Source organism: Acinetobacter sp. CAU_H_56 (genome assembly GCF_058599425.1).
Genome location: NZ_CM178654.1, coordinates 589,605 through 603,968, shown reverse-complemented (window position 1 = coordinate 603,968; position 14,364 = coordinate 589,605). Strand labels below are relative to the sequence as shown.

Annotated in this window: 17 protein-coding genes and 2 rRNA genes; 14 read left to right on the top strand and 5 right to left on the bottom strand. The window is 42.7% G+C overall.

The window, feature by feature from the left end; all coding sequences use genetic code 11:
• Nucleotides 1–87 precede the first annotated feature (87 nt).
• The 4 genes from AC4MCC_RS02985 to AC4MCC_RS02970 all read left to right on the top strand — a co-directional run bounded on the left by AC4MCC_RS02985 (nt 88) and on the right by AC4MCC_RS02970 (nt 1,969).
• Nucleotides 88–534, top strand: a complete 447-nt coding sequence (locus AC4MCC_RS02985; RefSeq protein ID WP_284880625.1) for a DUF2147 domain-containing protein — start codon at nt 88–90, stop codon at nt 532–534.
• Between the two features lie 166 nt (nt 535–700).
• Nucleotides 701–871, top strand: coding sequence for a hypothetical protein (locus AC4MCC_RS02980; protein ID WP_159123658.1), 171 nt, complete (start codon nt 701–703; stop codon nt 869–871).
• Nucleotides 872–931: 60 nt separating this feature from the next.
• Complete coding sequence (locus tag AC4MCC_RS02975; RefSeq protein ID WP_004785238.1) at nt 932–1,381, top strand: DUF2147 domain-containing protein; 450 nt, start codon at nt 932–934, stop codon at nt 1,379–1,381.
• 141 nt (nt 1,382–1,522) lie between these two features.
• Nucleotides 1,523–1,969, top strand: coding sequence for a DUF2147 domain-containing protein (locus AC4MCC_RS02970; protein WP_179993345.1), 447 nt, complete (start codon nt 1,523–1,525; stop codon nt 1,967–1,969).
• A gap of 56 nt (nt 1,970–2,025) precedes the next feature.
• Here AC4MCC_RS02970 and AC4MCC_RS02965 read toward each other — a convergent pair whose 3' ends face one another.
• Genes AC4MCC_RS02965 through pdxA form a run of 3 tightly spaced genes read right to left on the bottom strand, consistent with a single transcriptional unit; the run spans nt 2,026 to nt 4,688 of the window.
• Nucleotides 2,026–2,871: a symmetrical bis(5'-nucleosyl)-tetraphosphatase gene (locus AC4MCC_RS02965; protein ID WP_491885667.1), complete on the bottom strand. Its 846-nt coding sequence runs from the start codon at nt 2,869–2,871 to the stop codon at nt 2,026–2,028.
• A 5-nt stretch (nt 2,872–2,876) separates the two neighbouring features.
• Complete coding sequence (gene rsmA, locus AC4MCC_RS02960; protein WP_034704111.1) at nt 2,877–3,689, bottom strand: 16S rRNA (adenine(1518)-N(6)/adenine(1519)-N(6))-dimethyltransferase RsmA; 813 nt, start codon at nt 3,687–3,689, stop codon at nt 2,877–2,879.
• A gap of 30 nt (nt 3,690–3,719) precedes the next feature.
• Nucleotides 3,720–4,688 carry a 4-hydroxythreonine-4-phosphate dehydrogenase PdxA gene (gene pdxA / locus AC4MCC_RS02955; protein ID WP_491885666.1) on the bottom strand — a complete coding sequence of 323 codons (969 nt, stop codon included), beginning with the start codon at nt 4,686–4,688 and terminating at the stop codon, nt 3,720–3,722.
• Nucleotides 4,689–5,223: 535 nt separating this feature from the next.
• On the opposite strand from pdxA, the gene rplM reads away from it, so the two are divergent.
• The 10 genes from rplM (at nt 5,224) to AC4MCC_RS02905 (ending at nt 10,970) form a co-directional block, all read left to right on the top strand.
• Nucleotides 5,224–5,652, top strand: a complete 429-nt coding sequence (rplM, locus tag AC4MCC_RS02950; protein ID WP_004785249.1) for a 50S ribosomal protein L13 — start codon at nt 5,224–5,226, stop codon at nt 5,650–5,652.
• A gap of 12 nt (nt 5,653–5,664) precedes the next feature.
• Nucleotides 5,665–6,051, top strand: a complete 387-nt coding sequence (gene rpsI, locus AC4MCC_RS02945) for a 30S ribosomal protein S9 (protein ID WP_004785251.1) — start codon at nt 5,665–5,667, stop codon at nt 6,049–6,051.
• Nucleotides 6,052–6,386: 335 nt separating this feature from the next.
• The gene (locus AC4MCC_RS02940) at nt 6,387–7,055 is read left to right on the top strand and encodes a glutathione S-transferase N-terminal domain-containing protein (RefSeq protein ID WP_125279783.1); all 669 of its coding nucleotides are present in this window, start codon (nt 6,387–6,389) and stop codon (nt 7,053–7,055) included.
• Nucleotides 7,048–7,476: a ClpXP protease specificity-enhancing factor gene (locus tag AC4MCC_RS02935; protein WP_491876565.1), complete on the top strand. Its 429-nt coding sequence runs from the start codon at nt 7,048–7,050 to the stop codon at nt 7,474–7,476. The genes AC4MCC_RS02940 and AC4MCC_RS02935 overlap by 8 nt, the downstream gene beginning before the upstream one ends.
• Before the next feature lie 18 nt (nt 7,477–7,494).
• Nucleotides 7,495–8,142 (top strand): hypothetical protein, encoded by a 648-nt coding sequence (locus AC4MCC_RS02930; protein WP_491885665.1) that lies wholly within the window; start codon nt 7,495–7,497, stop codon nt 8,140–8,142.
• Between the two features lie 456 nt (nt 8,143–8,598).
• Nucleotides 8,599–8,925, top strand: coding sequence for a roadblock/LC7 domain-containing protein (locus AC4MCC_RS02925; RefSeq protein WP_419364750.1), 327 nt, complete (start codon nt 8,599–8,601; stop codon nt 8,923–8,925).
• Between the two features lie 233 nt (nt 8,926–9,158).
• Entirely contained in the window at nt 9,159–9,638 is a 480-nt protein-coding gene (locus AC4MCC_RS02920; protein ID WP_491880248.1) for a hypothetical protein, read from the top strand.
• Nucleotides 9,639–9,854: 216 nt separating this feature from the next.
• Entirely contained in the window at nt 9,855–9,989 is a 135-nt protein-coding gene (locus tag AC4MCC_RS02915) for a hypothetical protein (RefSeq protein ID WP_419364730.1), read from the top strand.
• 14 nt (nt 9,990–10,003) lie between these two features.
• Nucleotides 10,004–10,546 carry a GTP-binding protein gene (locus tag AC4MCC_RS02910; protein WP_491880249.1) on the top strand — a complete coding sequence of 181 codons (543 nt, stop codon included), beginning with the start codon at nt 10,004–10,006 and terminating at the stop codon, nt 10,544–10,546.
• A 10-nt stretch (nt 10,547–10,556) separates the two neighbouring features.
• The gene (locus AC4MCC_RS02905; RefSeq protein ID WP_419364734.1) at nt 10,557–10,970 is read left to right on the top strand and encodes a roadblock/LC7 domain-containing protein; all 414 of its coding nucleotides are present in this window, start codon (nt 10,557–10,559) and stop codon (nt 10,968–10,970) included.
• Nucleotides 10,971–11,079: 109 nt separating this feature from the next.
• Here the strand turns inward: AC4MCC_RS02905 and rrf are convergent.
• Nucleotides 11,080–11,194: ribosomal RNA gene (gene rrf / locus AC4MCC_RS02900) — 5S ribosomal RNA — on the bottom strand.
• Nucleotides 11,195–11,396: 202 nt separating this feature from the next.
• A 23S ribosomal RNA gene (locus AC4MCC_RS02895) occupies nt 11,397–14,288 on the bottom strand.
• Nucleotides 14,289–14,364 lie beyond the last annotated feature (76 nt).

Sequence of the window (14,364 nt, the reverse complement as noted above, 5' to 3'; positions counted from 1 at the left end):
CTCATCAATCAATATTTAACGTTTGTTTCTGAATGAAACTATTCTTACTATAGGGAAATAAAGAATTTTTCACTCAGGAACAGACCTATGAAAAAGGTTCAATTATTATCCTTTTTAGCCCTGACCTTTTTCAGTCATCTGGCTTTCGCTTCCGATATTTCAGGCACCTGGAGAAGTATTGACGATAAAACAGGATCAGCTAAAGCGATTCTGGAAATTCGTGAAACTTCAAATGGTGTTTATACTGCCAAAATTACCAAGATTACGCCTCGTCCTGGCTATACACCGCGCGAAACCTGTGTTTCCTGCCCTGCACCTTATACCAATAAACCGATTCTTGGTCTGGATGTACTCACCGGCTTAAAGGATGCAGGCAATAATAATTTCTCTCAAGGTAAACTGATTGACCCTTTATCCGGCAATATTTACAACACCAAAGCTAAATTAAGTGCCAATGGCAAACGTCTAACCCTACGTGGTTATGTAGGTGTTTCAGCCTTGGGACGCAGCCAGACTTGGATTAAACAAGATTAATTCATGACTTAGTGCACAGAAGCTTGCATTTTCATGCATTAAGTTGTATCAATATTAGACAGATGCTTTTTTTATACAATATAAAACATGCATATAAATATTAGATTCATTTGCTTTAACAGGCTTAGCATCAAACGGATTTTGATGCGCAATATAAGGAGATAGAATGCAAGACATTACCATGTTAAAGATCTTACTGAATTTCTCTGCTTTTACTGAAAATTCAGTAACAAAGCAATTAACATCGACAGGTTTCTGTCATGGGGAATCAACAGGCTTAAAGCAGATTGACCGAGCGATCTGCAACGCTCATTACTCTAAAATCAACCAAAATTAAAAAACCACACGCTTGTGTTTGGGATAGTTTGTTTCATCTATGAAAAAAGGATAAATATAAATGAATAAATCTAAATTAGGATTAATGCTCATTGCTACATTCATGACTGGGACCATTTATGCACAAGACTTGACCGGGACATGGCAACAAATCGATGATAAGACTGGTTCACCAAAAGCACTGATTGAAATCCGTCAGGACAGCAATGGTACTTATGCCGGGAAAATTGTCAAAGTAACGCCTCGCCCAGGCTATACCCCGCAAAAAACCTGTAATAAATGTCCTGCTCCTTATACCAATCAGCCGATCTTGGGGATGGACGTACTGACAGGTTTAAAACAGGTCGGTGATAGCGTGAATTATGAAAAAGGTCGTGTGATTGATCCATTGGCAGGTAAAATTTACGATGCCAAGGTTCGTCTAAGCAGCAACGGCAAACGTTTAACCCTACGTGGTTATGTGGGTGTTTCTGCTTTAGGCCGTAGCCAGACCTGGATCCGTCAGGAATAAGTTCACACTTTTTCTCAAAGCTGCCAAACAGGCAGCTTTTTTTATAAATTTAATTCCATGATTTTTAATTATTTATTGACTATTTGTGCAATCTTCCTAACATGTGCGGGCAATAATGAAAAGTTCTTTGGAATGATGGATATGTTAAAGAAGATACTCCTTGCCACATTGACTACAGGATTCATGATGAACCTGTGGGCTCAAGATATTAGCGGAACCTGGCAGCAGATTGATGATAAAACTGGAGCAGCAAAAGCCATCATTGTCATCGAAAAAGAAGCGAATAATACTTACTCGGGCAAGATTGTGAAAATCACGCCACGTCCAGGTTATACACCACGCGAAAAATGTAATAAATGTCCAGCCCCTTATACCGATCAACCGATTTTAGGCATGACTATTCTAAAAGGCCTGAAACACGTTGAAGGCACCAAAAATTATGAAAAAGGTCGTGTCATTGATCCATTGGCAGGTAAAATTTATGATGCCAAGGTTCGTCTAAACAATACCGGCAAGCGTTTAACGCTACGTGCCAGTGTGGGTGTTTCAGTTCTAGGCCGCAACCAGACCTGGATTCGCGCAGACTAATCATCAGCACAATAAAAAAGCCACGTTCAACGTGGCTTTTTTGAGCTTCGAATATTTTAAAATACCGGATTATCGACGGCAAACATTTGCTGGTCTTCCAGTCGATAAGCCATCAACTGATTACCCCAGACACAGCCACCATCGACATTCTGAATTCGCCCAGAAATGGTTTTACCCTGTAAGGCGGCCCAGTGTCCAAATACAATTTGATGGGTTGCTGCAGTTTTCGATTCAAATTCAAACCAGGGCTTAAAACCTTCTGGCATCGGATCATCCAGTGAATCTTTAAAACTATATTCCAGACGCCCTTCTGCATCAGTTAAACGCATCCGGGTCAGGTAATTCACGATACAGCGTGTACGCTCATGACCTTCTAATTCATCTGACCAGAGTGTAGGCTCTTTCCCAAACATTTCCTTTAAGAAAGTATCCACCACCTCAAAATCATCATGGGCAATAATGGCTTCTACTTCTTTAGCCAATTCAGCCGTCTTGGCTGCATCCCAGATATTGGGAATACCGGCATGGGTCAGTACCGTCTGTTCATTCGGAAACAGACACATCGGCTGTTTACGGATCCAGTCAATTAACTCATCACTGTCGATCGCATCAATCACATCACGGACATTATCCTTGTCTTTAATCGGCTTAATACCGCGTGCATAAGCCAGCAAAGTCAGGTCATGATTACCCAGCACTGTTGCCGCCACGCCATTATCGACAAGCTTTTTAATGAAGCGTAATGTACCCAGCGAGTTTTCCCCTCTAGCCACCAGATCACCAGCAAACCAGACAAAGTCCTGATCAGGATCAAAACGGATTTCTTTCAGCAGTGCCTTCAAGGCTTCAAAACAGCCTTGTACATCACCAATCACATAATTGTATCGAACAGTGCGGGTCATTATTTTTAAGCTACCATTTGATCAGATAAAGCCACAAATTGGGCAAGTGATAGTGTCTCTGGACGTGCCATTGGATCCACACCTGCCTTTTCAAAACCATCTTCAACCAGCATCCCTTTCAGGCTATTACGCAAAGTCTTACGGCGCTGGGTAAATACATGCGATACCAGACGAGCCAAAGCTTTTTCATTTTTTGCCACGATCGGTTTTACATCATATGGCTCCAAACGGAACACGGCAGATGTCACTTTTGGTGGCGGATTAAAAGAACCTGGCGGCACTTCAAACAGAAAAGTCGGTTTGCAGTAATACTGGATCATCACCGACAAACGACCATATTCTTTGGTGTTCGGTGAAGCTGTAATACGATCGACCACCTCTTTTTGCAGCATGAAATGCATGTCTTTCACTTTGTCACCAAATTCCAGGAGATGGAACAACAGTGGTGTCGAAATGTTATAAGGCAGGTTTCCGACTACACGTAACGGACGACCTTCTTCAAACAAATTGGTGAAATCGTATTTCAGCGCATCTGTTTCAATAATGGTTAAACGTTCAGGATGCGGCACACGACCCGGCAAACCAGCGGCCAAGTCACGGTCCAGCTCAAGTACAGTCAAGGCATCACATTCACCAATTAAAGGTGATGTCAAAGCAGCCAGACCCGGACCAATTTCAACAATATTTTCGCCTGCACGCGGATTTACCGAACGCACAATTTTAGCAATGACACGTTGGTCATGTAAAAAGTTTTGACCAAAACGCTTACGCGTGTGATGCCCTTCATCTTTTGGGTTTAAGGCATTAATCTGATACATAGACATTTCCAACGTGTAATAAAGACGAGATCATTGACGCGCTAAATCCAGCGCCAAATCCACAGCCACATGTAAGCTTGAGCTTTTCGCAAGGCCTGTACCTGCGAGGGAGAGTGCTGTGCCGTGATCGACAGAAGTTCGGATAAACGGTAAGCCCAAAGTAATATTGATGGCTTCACCAAAGCCCTGAGATTTTAACACAGGTAAACCCTGATCGTGATACATCGCCAGAACAGCATCGGCATCTTTCAAATTTTCAGGGGTAAATAAAGTATCTGCAGGCAGGCTCAGGCTCATATTGATACCCTGAGCGCGATAGCTTTCAAGCGCAGGATTGATCACTTCAATCTCTTCCATCCCCAGATAACCGCCCTCACCTGCGTGTGGATTTAAACCGCAGACCAGAATATGCGGATGTTCAATTTTGAATTTGGATTTCAGGTCATGAATCAGGATATCAATCACTTGATGCAGTCGTTCAGGCGTAATGGCATCAGCGACTGCACGAAGTGGAAGATGTGTGGTTGCAAGGGCTACACGTAAAGTTTTAGTCGCTAGCATCATCACCACGCGAGGCACACCCGCAAATTCCTGGTAATACTCGGTATGACCACTGAAATGAATCCCAGCATCATTAATGACTGACTTCTGCACAGGTGCAGTCGCTACACCCACGCTTTTATTCGTCATAGCATATTCAGCTGAACGGCGTAGCTGCTCCAGTACATAAGCGGCATTATGGCTATTTAGCTGACCTAGTACTACTGGTTCTTTTAAAGGTACGTGCTCAACATAAAGCTGACCTTTTTCTGAAGAAGTCGTTTGCCCTGTATATTCAATCAGTTCAACCAGAAGTTTTAACTGCTGCGCCCGTTGACGGAGCATTTCCTTATCGGCAAGTACTACCAATGGACGCTCATCAATACGATCCGCCAGACTCAGGCAAATGTCTGGACCAATTCCGGCAGGTTCACCACTGGTAATATATAAAGGCAGCATGACTTTCTTCTGTATTATCAATTGTCCTTATTTTAGTACAAATTTCACAGGGAAAGTTTTAGATAAAGGTTTAGATGATGTTTATTCAAATAATCCTGTACATTTCTCATTATCTTAAAGAAAGATAAAACCGGACTGACGTCAATGAACCCTATAAAGAGTTTCAGGCAATCATCTCAACACTCGACATGTTTAGCTTTTGGCATTTTCAAGGAAGATTGCCTCAAGTTTAGAAAGCAAACCTAAGCAGAATCGAAGACGGGCCATTTGTTCAAGAAATACATATTAAAAAACAAGTGAATCCATTCATACAAAGATGTGCCCCTAGTCTTAGGTCCGTTTTATTATTTAATGATTAATCATATGTGTTTATAGGCTAAAAATCCTACTGGTCATTTATTGAAAGACGTTGTAAAATACAGCGCTTGAAATTTTATATTTTCATTGTGGTTCTCCCGGCTTTCGGGTAGAATTCGGTCTCCTTTTGTTTGGACAGCTTCCATAGTCCAAACCAACTATAATAGGTAGTGGTTTAATGAAAACTCTCAGCGCTAAGCCAGCTGAAGTTCAACACGACTGGTACGTTGTTGATGCTTCTGGCAAAACTTTAGGTCGTCTCGCGACTGAAATCGCTCGTCGTTTACGCGGTAAGCATAAAACTTCTTATACTCCTCACGTTGACACTGGTGATTACATCGTTGTTATCAATGCTGAGCAAGTTCAAGTGACTGGTAACAAATCACTTGACAAGAAATACTATCGCCATACTGGTTTCCCTGGTGGTATTCGTGAAACTAATTTTGAAAAATTAGTTGCTCACAAACCAGAAGAAATTTTCCAACGCGCTGTAAAAGGCATGTTGCCAAAAGGTCCTCTTGGTTATGCAATGATCAAAAAAATGAAAGTGTACGCTGGTACTGAGCATCCACATACTGCTCAACAGCCACAAGTTTTGGACATCTAAGGGATACAGCACATGGCTACTAACTATGGTACAGGTCGCCGTAAGACCGCAACTGCACGTGTTTTCCTATCTGCTGGTACTGGTAAACTCGTAATCAACAACCGTTCTTTAGAACAATACTTCGGTCGTGAGACTGCTCGTATGGTTGTTCGTCAACCTCTAGAGCTTCTTGAAGCAACTGAGAAGTATGACCTTTACATCACTGTTGCTGGTGGTGGTATCGGTGGTCAAGCAGGCGCTATCCGTCACGGTATTACTCGTGCACTGATCGCTTCTGACGAAACTCTTAAACCTGCTCTTCGTCAAGCTGGTTTCGTTACTCGTGATGCTCGTGAAGTTGAACGTAAGAAACTTGGTTTACGTAAAGCTCGTAAACGTCCTCAATTCTCTAAACGTTAATTCGTTTACCGGATCGGACAAAAAAACCCTGGTTTATTCCAGGGTTTTTTATGACTTGAAAATGACCACTTAATATTATTTTTATTGTCATTGTTCATGCACATCCTTACCCCATACTCCTTCATGACACCAGAAGGATTTGGTCAGATAATAATTCGCAACACCGATGATAATAAACAGGATGATTAAGCCGAAATTCATGATCATGTTGTTCTGCTCCTTTCATTTTTTTTCTCTACTCTACCCTGCCTTAGTCCAATTGGCTTTTTATGCTTCGTGCTTTTTAGGTTGATTTTTAGTATCCTAGTTTATTCATTAGAACTTAATCAGGATTTATGTCAGTCGAAAGCGCGCCACTTCAAGGACTCACCTTATATAGCCATGCCGATGACTTTCGTTCCCATTGGATTCGCTACGTACTTGCTGAAAAGCAGATTAAATATAACCTGATCCTGGTCGATAGCGATGATGAAGATCTGGCCAGCCTCAATCCTTATAACCAGCTGCCCATGCTGATTGAAAATGATTTAAAATTATTCAATACCAGCATCATTTCCGAATATATTGACGATCGTTACCGCCAGAACAAGCTCTATGCAGATGCACCGATGCCACGTGCGGAACAGCGGCAATATATCTGGCGTTTTGAAAATGACTGGCTCAAACTGGCCGATATCATGCTATGCCACCCAGATACCTTGGATGCTGCAGCCAAAGTGAAGGCTCAGAAACAGTTGCATGATATCCTGATTTCATTAACGCCCCTGTTCCAGCATTTCCCTTACTTTATGTCGGAACAATTCAGCATCTTGGATTGCATGCTGGCTCCCATTTTCATTCGACTTAAAAGCATGGGAGTAGAATTACCTCGACAACAATGTCGTCCAATTTATTTATATTGCCAGCGAGTTTTTAGCCGTCCTGCATTTGCAAAATCCATGACTTTGCAGGAAAAAAACCGCTACCAAGAGCAAATCAAACCTGTAGAGAAACATCATGTCTGAACAAGAATTCAACTTAAGTCCTACCCGTCCCTATATGGCACGTGCAATCTATGAGTGGATTTGCGATAACAATATGACGCCTTATCTGCTGGTCGATGCTACACGTCCAAATACCATGGTACCCGAGCAGTTTATTAAAGATGGCCAGATTGTCCTGAATATTGTGCCGCATGCAGTTCATGCGCTGAATATGGATAATGAAGCCATCACCTTCTCAGCACGTTTTGGTGGCGTATCACGTGATATCTATGTACCGATGGCAGCAGTTCTCGGGGTCTATGCACGTGAAAACGGTCAAGGGTTATTCTTTGATCCAAATGAATATGAGCATACACAAAATGATGAAGATGCTTTAAAATCAAGCACTGAAGAACAGCCTGAACCCGCAAAGAAAAAACCAACCCTAAGGTTATTAGATTAAAAATAATGGAGTAAGTGAATGGCTTTTGATTTAGTACAATATTTTGTTGAACAGATAGAAACTCAAAAGCCTGAGCTTCTACAAGGCTATACAAAAGAAGAAAAACGTAAATATATTTCAGAAATCAATGCTCTCACTTTAGGCAAACTGATTAGCGAATGGCGCAATAATCCGCAAAAAATTTATAATGAAATCAAACACCCAGATGAACTCTATATTCTGGAAATTGCCCGTCACCTGACTACCCGAGTGGAAAACAAGTCAACTTTACCAAAACCTGAGCTGGAAAAGCTCACGTCTGAAATTTTCCATTTTCAGCTGACTGAATTGAAGCAGTTACATGATACTGGCAATCATAATCAGACCAGTATCCAAGAGCTGCTGAAAGGACAAATTGAACATTTGTCTGGACAGGCAGATGATTGGGTTTGGACAACAAATAACCTAACAGAACTCAAAGGCTCTAAACCAATTCATGAAGAAGAGCTATCATTAGAAGCATCAATGAAGGAGTTTAGCCAAATGGTTCATCAAAATATCCAGCATCATGATGTTGAAGAAGTTGCTGTTGTAGAAGTACCAACCTGGGCAAAAATCGTTGAGCCAGTAGTTGCGCTTGCGATTCTTTGGGTACTGATTGAAGCAGTATTACGCGTATTTGCATAAATACTTCAACCTCAAAAATTCAGTTTTACTAAAAGCCAATGAGATATTGGCTTTTTTTATTCTTTAAATTTATCAGGGGAATGAAGTGAATCTATTTTTTTTAACTGAAATTTTTACCTAATTAGTTCCATAATCTATTTAAAATATTTTGTTACATCTTTTAGATTAAGGTGAGATTATAGATCAAAAAATAATCACAAAATCACTTCACATATCCTTAAATAAAAATATAAACGCATCACATAATTAAAAAGTACAAGTTAAAAATTAAAACATAAAGTAAACCATTAAATTTTATATGGTTTTTATTTTAATTGTAATTTACTCCCCCATTTTTATAATGAATTTGAATGAAAAAGATAATATTCGAACTTCATTAAATACAACTATCGCATCAACTATTCTTATAACAGGGAAATAATGATGGCTAAGGTAACCTAAGATACACTTACAGACATTGATGGTTTCGTTGCTGCAGCATTAGCTGATGGTGAAAGCGGCTTGGCTTTAGCAACTCAAGGTGGTGGCAATATCGATCTTGAACTTGCAGCAGCCGGCAATACAGAAGTGGTTCGCGCAAAACGCCGTGTAGAGAATTCATTAAACCTGAATGACTCGATTGAAGATATTCTGATTACGCTGGGCAAGCAATATCACCTCATTCGCCCACTCGAAAAGAATAACAATGTATTCCTGTATCTTGTACTGGATCGTTCTAAAGCAAACCTGGCTATGGCTCGTCATGAACTTAAATCTTTTGAACAAGGTTTAGACTTCAGCTAACACACAGTTTTCCCCTTTATTTCATGCAATAAAGGGAATCCTTATGCGCTTCACCCAATAAAATATAAACTTTAATCGAGACTTAAAATGCATAGGCATTATATTCATATTGGAATAGCAGGTTTAAGTATTCACGATGCAGATGAACTAAAAAAACTTTACAACACATCACTCCTGACCATTTTATCCTGCAATGGAACACTGCTTCCGATCCTCATCTCGATTGCCTGCTGGTGTATGAATACTTTCTTGAAACAGAGGGGATTCAACGTGTTCTCAAAAACCAAAAATGCTCTTATTTATGCATCTCTAAAAATGCGCAATATTCGAACCAAATTATAAATAATACGCTCGCTTTACCCCTGCAAAATACACAAAATCTCAAGCACTGGTTTGAGCAAAACGTCCTAAATTCAGAAATTAGCTCAGAAATAGAAGAACCTATATTTTCAGCCCCCGTTCAGAGCCAGGAATCTTCTGACCATCCCTACACGATTAACTTTTTTAAAGAGATGCTGCATCCTGAAAAAGGTAAATTACATCTCTATGACCGGCATGGCACCATTGCCATTATTGACTCAGCAAAAAACCTGGCCTGGTTAAACAAAGACCGAGCTGAAACGGGCACAGACTTTTCTTTTCAATATGACTTCGCATCCACTAGTGACCTTTTAAAAGTGACACGTAGAGAAACACAGATTCTACAGGACTAGTTATGGAATTTTTTCTGGAACTCGCCTAGTTTTGCTCAGATCGCGCCTGAAGATGGTCACTACAAAATTCATTACTGGCCAAAGCCGGCTCATCCGCTGCATAAAAAACGTATTTTTCAGATATCCGCCTGCTTTATCCAAGGCGCTAAGATTTCAAAAATTGCTGAACAACATGCGATTTCCTTACTTACACTTCAACAATTTATCGCGGCCAGTATGGCTTCAGGAAATATTGAAAAAATTAATGCTTGGGAAAGTCGCTATCGCACCACTGAGCCAGTTGAAAGTACAGAACAGCAAAGTTTCATTAAAAGCTTTTTTGGAAAGCTAAGATTTAAATTTGGATTTTAATAAAGTAAATACTTATGATTTTACAACAATATAAAATCGTTTTTGCGGGCTCCATGGGCGCAGGTAAAACAGCCGCGATATGTTCCTTATCAGATATACCAGTGCTACTCACTGAGGCACTGAATACTGACGACCGCAGTCATTCAAAAATGGAAACCACGGTAGGAATCGATTATGGTGAGATCACCTTAGAAGATGGAACCAAAATTGGCCTATATGGGACGCCAGGACAAAGCCGCTTTGACTTTATCTGGCCTGTCATCTGTCAAGGCGCACTAGGTGCTATTATTCTCATTGATCATACAGTGAGTGACCCGATCCAGGAACTAGAAAGTTATATAGAAGTATTCCAGGAATATACCAATAATATTGCCATTGGGATTACGCATAGTGATCTTGAAAGCCCTCATTTTACCCAGATTTATAAGGACTGGCTGATCCAGCAGGATCTCTATACCCCTCTCTTTTTTGTAGATGCTCGTCAAAAAGACGACATCTTACTTCTCTTAGAAGCCCTCATTACTTCAATCGAAGTCAACCATAACCTCATGAGCTAAGGATTAAAGCATGCTCACTATACAAGAAAGACGTCAAGCCCCAGAAGCCCTCGTTCAGCATGCCAAACAGCAAATTCAGGAGATCATTAGTAATGTTCGTGGCGTATATTATGTAATGGTCTGCTCAACAGATGGGTTTGAATTGGCCACAATTCATAAGAAAGACAACTATAACAACAGCAAGCTGGCTGCTGTGAGCAGCTCGATTTTAGCGATGGTTTCTGCGTTTACTAAAGAGATCCATCTTACTGGCTGTCAGAGCATTACTTTGGATGCAGAAAATGGTAAAGCCATTTTGACAGCAATTGCAGCACCGAAACATCCTCTTATTCTGGTTACTTTGGCTGAAAAAGACATTTTATTGGGTCAGGCATTGTATATGCTAAAGAATGCAACACAGTCTATTATCGCTGCAGATCAATAAATAACTAGATTTATAATAGGCTTAAATTTATTTAAGCCTATTTCTATTTCATCTTAATCCCACGCATAAAAAAAGCCCCCTGCGTGAGCAGAGGGCTTTTGGAATAATGAGCTGGCGATGACTTACTCTCACATGGGTAACCCCACACTACCATCAGCGCTAAGAGGTTTCACTTCTGAGTTCGGGAAGGGATCAGGTGGTTCACTCTTGCTATGGTCGCCAGCACAACTGGTATGCTTACTCGCTATGGTCTTATTTACGTTGCTTGCGCTTCGTTTGCCTAGCTTTCTTCAAATAGAATGCATTAACAGATGTATCTGAGTCGCAGTAGTTTGTTCGATTAGCTTAACTAAATCAAGGCTTCGTCTGATCGTTAGATCAATATGAAATCAATTGATGCTTTATATACAACTGCTTGGGTGTTGTATAGTCAAGCCTCACGAGCAATTAGTATTGGTCAGCTTCATGCATCACTGCACTTCCACATCCAACCTATCAACGTCGTAGTCTTCAACGGCTCTTTAGGAGACATAAAGTCTCGGGGAAATCTTATCTTGAGGTAGGCTTCCCGCTTAGATGCTTTCAGCGGTTATCCCTTCCGAACATAGCTACCCGGCGATGCGACTGGCGTCACAACCGGTACACCAGAGGTTCGTCCACTCTGGTCCTCTCGTACTAGGAGCAGATCCTCTCAAATTTCCAGCGCCCACGGTAGATAGGGACCGAACTGTCTCACGACGTTCTAAACCCAGCTCGCGTACCTCTTTAAATGGCGAACAGCCATACCCTTGGGACCTGCTTCAGCCCCAGGATGAGATGAGCCGACATCGAGGTGCCAAACACCGCCGTCGATATGAACTCTTGGGCGGTATCAGCCTGTTATCCCCAGAGTACCTTTTATCCGTTGAGCGATGGCCCTTCCATACAGAACCACCGGATCACTAAGACCTACTTTCGTACCTGCTCGACTTGTGGGTCTCGCAGTTAAGCGCGCTTTTGCCTTTATACTCTACGCGTGATTTCCGACCACGCTGAGCGCACCTTCGTACTCCTCCGTTACTCTTTAGGAGGAGACCGCCCCAGTCAAACTACCCACCAGACATGGTCCTCGCTCCCGATCAGGGAGCAGAGTTAGAACCTCAATATTACCAGGGTGGTATTTCAAGGACGGCTCCATGGCAACTAGCGTCGCCACTTCAAAGCCTCCCACCTATCCTACACAAGTAAGATCAAAGTTCAATGTCAAGCTGCAGTAAAGGTTCACGGGGTCTTTCCGTCTAGCCGCGGGTACACCGCATCTTCACGGCGAATTCGATTTCACTGAGCCTCTGCTGGAGACAGCGCCGCCATCATTATGCCATTCGTGCAGGTCGGAACTTACCCGACAAGGAATTTCGCTACCTTAGGACCGTTATAGTTACGGCCGCCGTTTACTGGGGCTTCGATCAATAGCTTCGCTTGCGCTAACCACATCAATTAACCTTCCAGCACCGGGCAGGCATCACACCCTATACGTCCACTTTCGTGTTTGCAGAGTGCTATGTTTTTAATAAACAGTTGCAGCGGCCTGGTTTCTGAGGCTGCCAACAGCTCAAGGAGCAAGTCCTATCACCGCCGGCAGCGTACCTTCTCCCGAAGTTACGGTACCATTTTGCCTAGTTCCTTCAGCAGAGTTCTCTCAAGCGCTTTGGTCTACTCGACCTGACCACCTGTGTCGGTTTCGGGTACGATTCCAGTGTAACTGAAGCTTAGAGACTTTTCCTGGAAGTATGGTATCAGCCACTTCACCAGTAAACTGGCTTGCTATCAACTCTCAGCATAGAGCACCCCGGATTTGCCTAAGATGCATGCCTACTGTCTTCCACCTGGACAACCAACGCCAGGCTGACTTAACCTTCTCCGTCCTCTCATCGCATTACACTGAAGTATTGGAATATTAACCAATTTCCCATCGACTACGCCTCTCGGCCTCGCCTTAGGGGTCGACTCACCCAGCCCCGATTAACGTTGGACTGGAACCCTTGGTCTTTCAGCGAACGGGTTTTTCACCCGTTTTGTCGTTACTCACGTCAGCATTCGCACTTCTGATACCTCCAGCATGCTTCTCAACACACCTTCATCGGCTTACAGAACGCTCCCCTACCACTTGCAATAAATTGCAAATCCGCAGCTTCGGTACATAGTTTTAGCCCCGTTACATCTTCCGCGCAGGCCGACTCGACTAGTGAGCTATTACGCTTTCTTTAAAGGGTGGCTGCTTCTAAGCCAACCTCCTAGCTGTCTATGCCTTCCCACATCGTTTCCCACTTAACTATGATTTAGGGACCTTAGCTGGCGGTCTGGATTGTTTTCCTCTTGACTACGGACGTTAGCACCCGCAGTCTGTCTCCCGGATAGTACTCATTGGTATTCGGAGTTTGCATCGGTTTGGTAAGTCGGGATGACCCCCTAGCCGAAACAGTGCTCTACCCCCAATGGTATTCGTCCGAGGCGCTACCTAAATAGCTTTCGGGGAGAACCAGCTATCACCGAGTTTGATTAGCCTTTCACCCCTATCCACAAGTCATCCCCTGGCTTTTCAACGACAGTGGGTTCGGTCCTCCAGTTAGTGTTACCCAACCTTCAACCTGCTCATGGATAGATCACCCGGTTTCGGGTCTATACCCAGCAACTAAACGCCCTATTAAGACTCGATTTCTCTACGGCTCCCCTATTCGGTTAACCTCGCTACTGAATATAAGTCGCTGACCCATTATACAAAAGGTACGCAGTCACCACACAAAGTGGCTCCCACTGCTTGTATGCATGCGGTTTCAGGATCTATTTCACTCCCCTCACAGGGGTTCTTTTCGCCTTTCCCTCACGGTACTGGTTCACTATCGGTCAGTCAGGAGTATTTAGCCTTAGAGGATGGTCCCCCTATATTCAGACAAGGTTTCACGTGCCTCGCCCTACTCGACATCATCATATCAGCCCTTTCGTGTACAGGACTATCACCCACTATGGTTGCACTTCCCAGAGCATTCCACTAAAACTGATATGACTTAATGGGCTGTTCCCCTTTCGCTCGCCGCTACTGAGGGAATCTCAATTGATTTCTTTTCCTACGGATACTGAGATGTTTCACTTCTCCGCGTTCGCCTCATAAACCTATGTATTCAGTTTATGATACCGACCTTATAGCCGGTGGGTTTCCCCATTCAGACATCTCCGGATCACAGGATATTTGCCGCCTCCCCGGAGCTTTTCGCAGGCTATCACGTCTTTCTTCGCCTCTGACTGCCAAGGCATCCACCACATGCACTTAATTACTTGACTATACAACCCCAAACAGTCGTTCATCCCTACAAGTAGGATGAGCAACAGATTGTGATGATTACTCATCACTCTCATA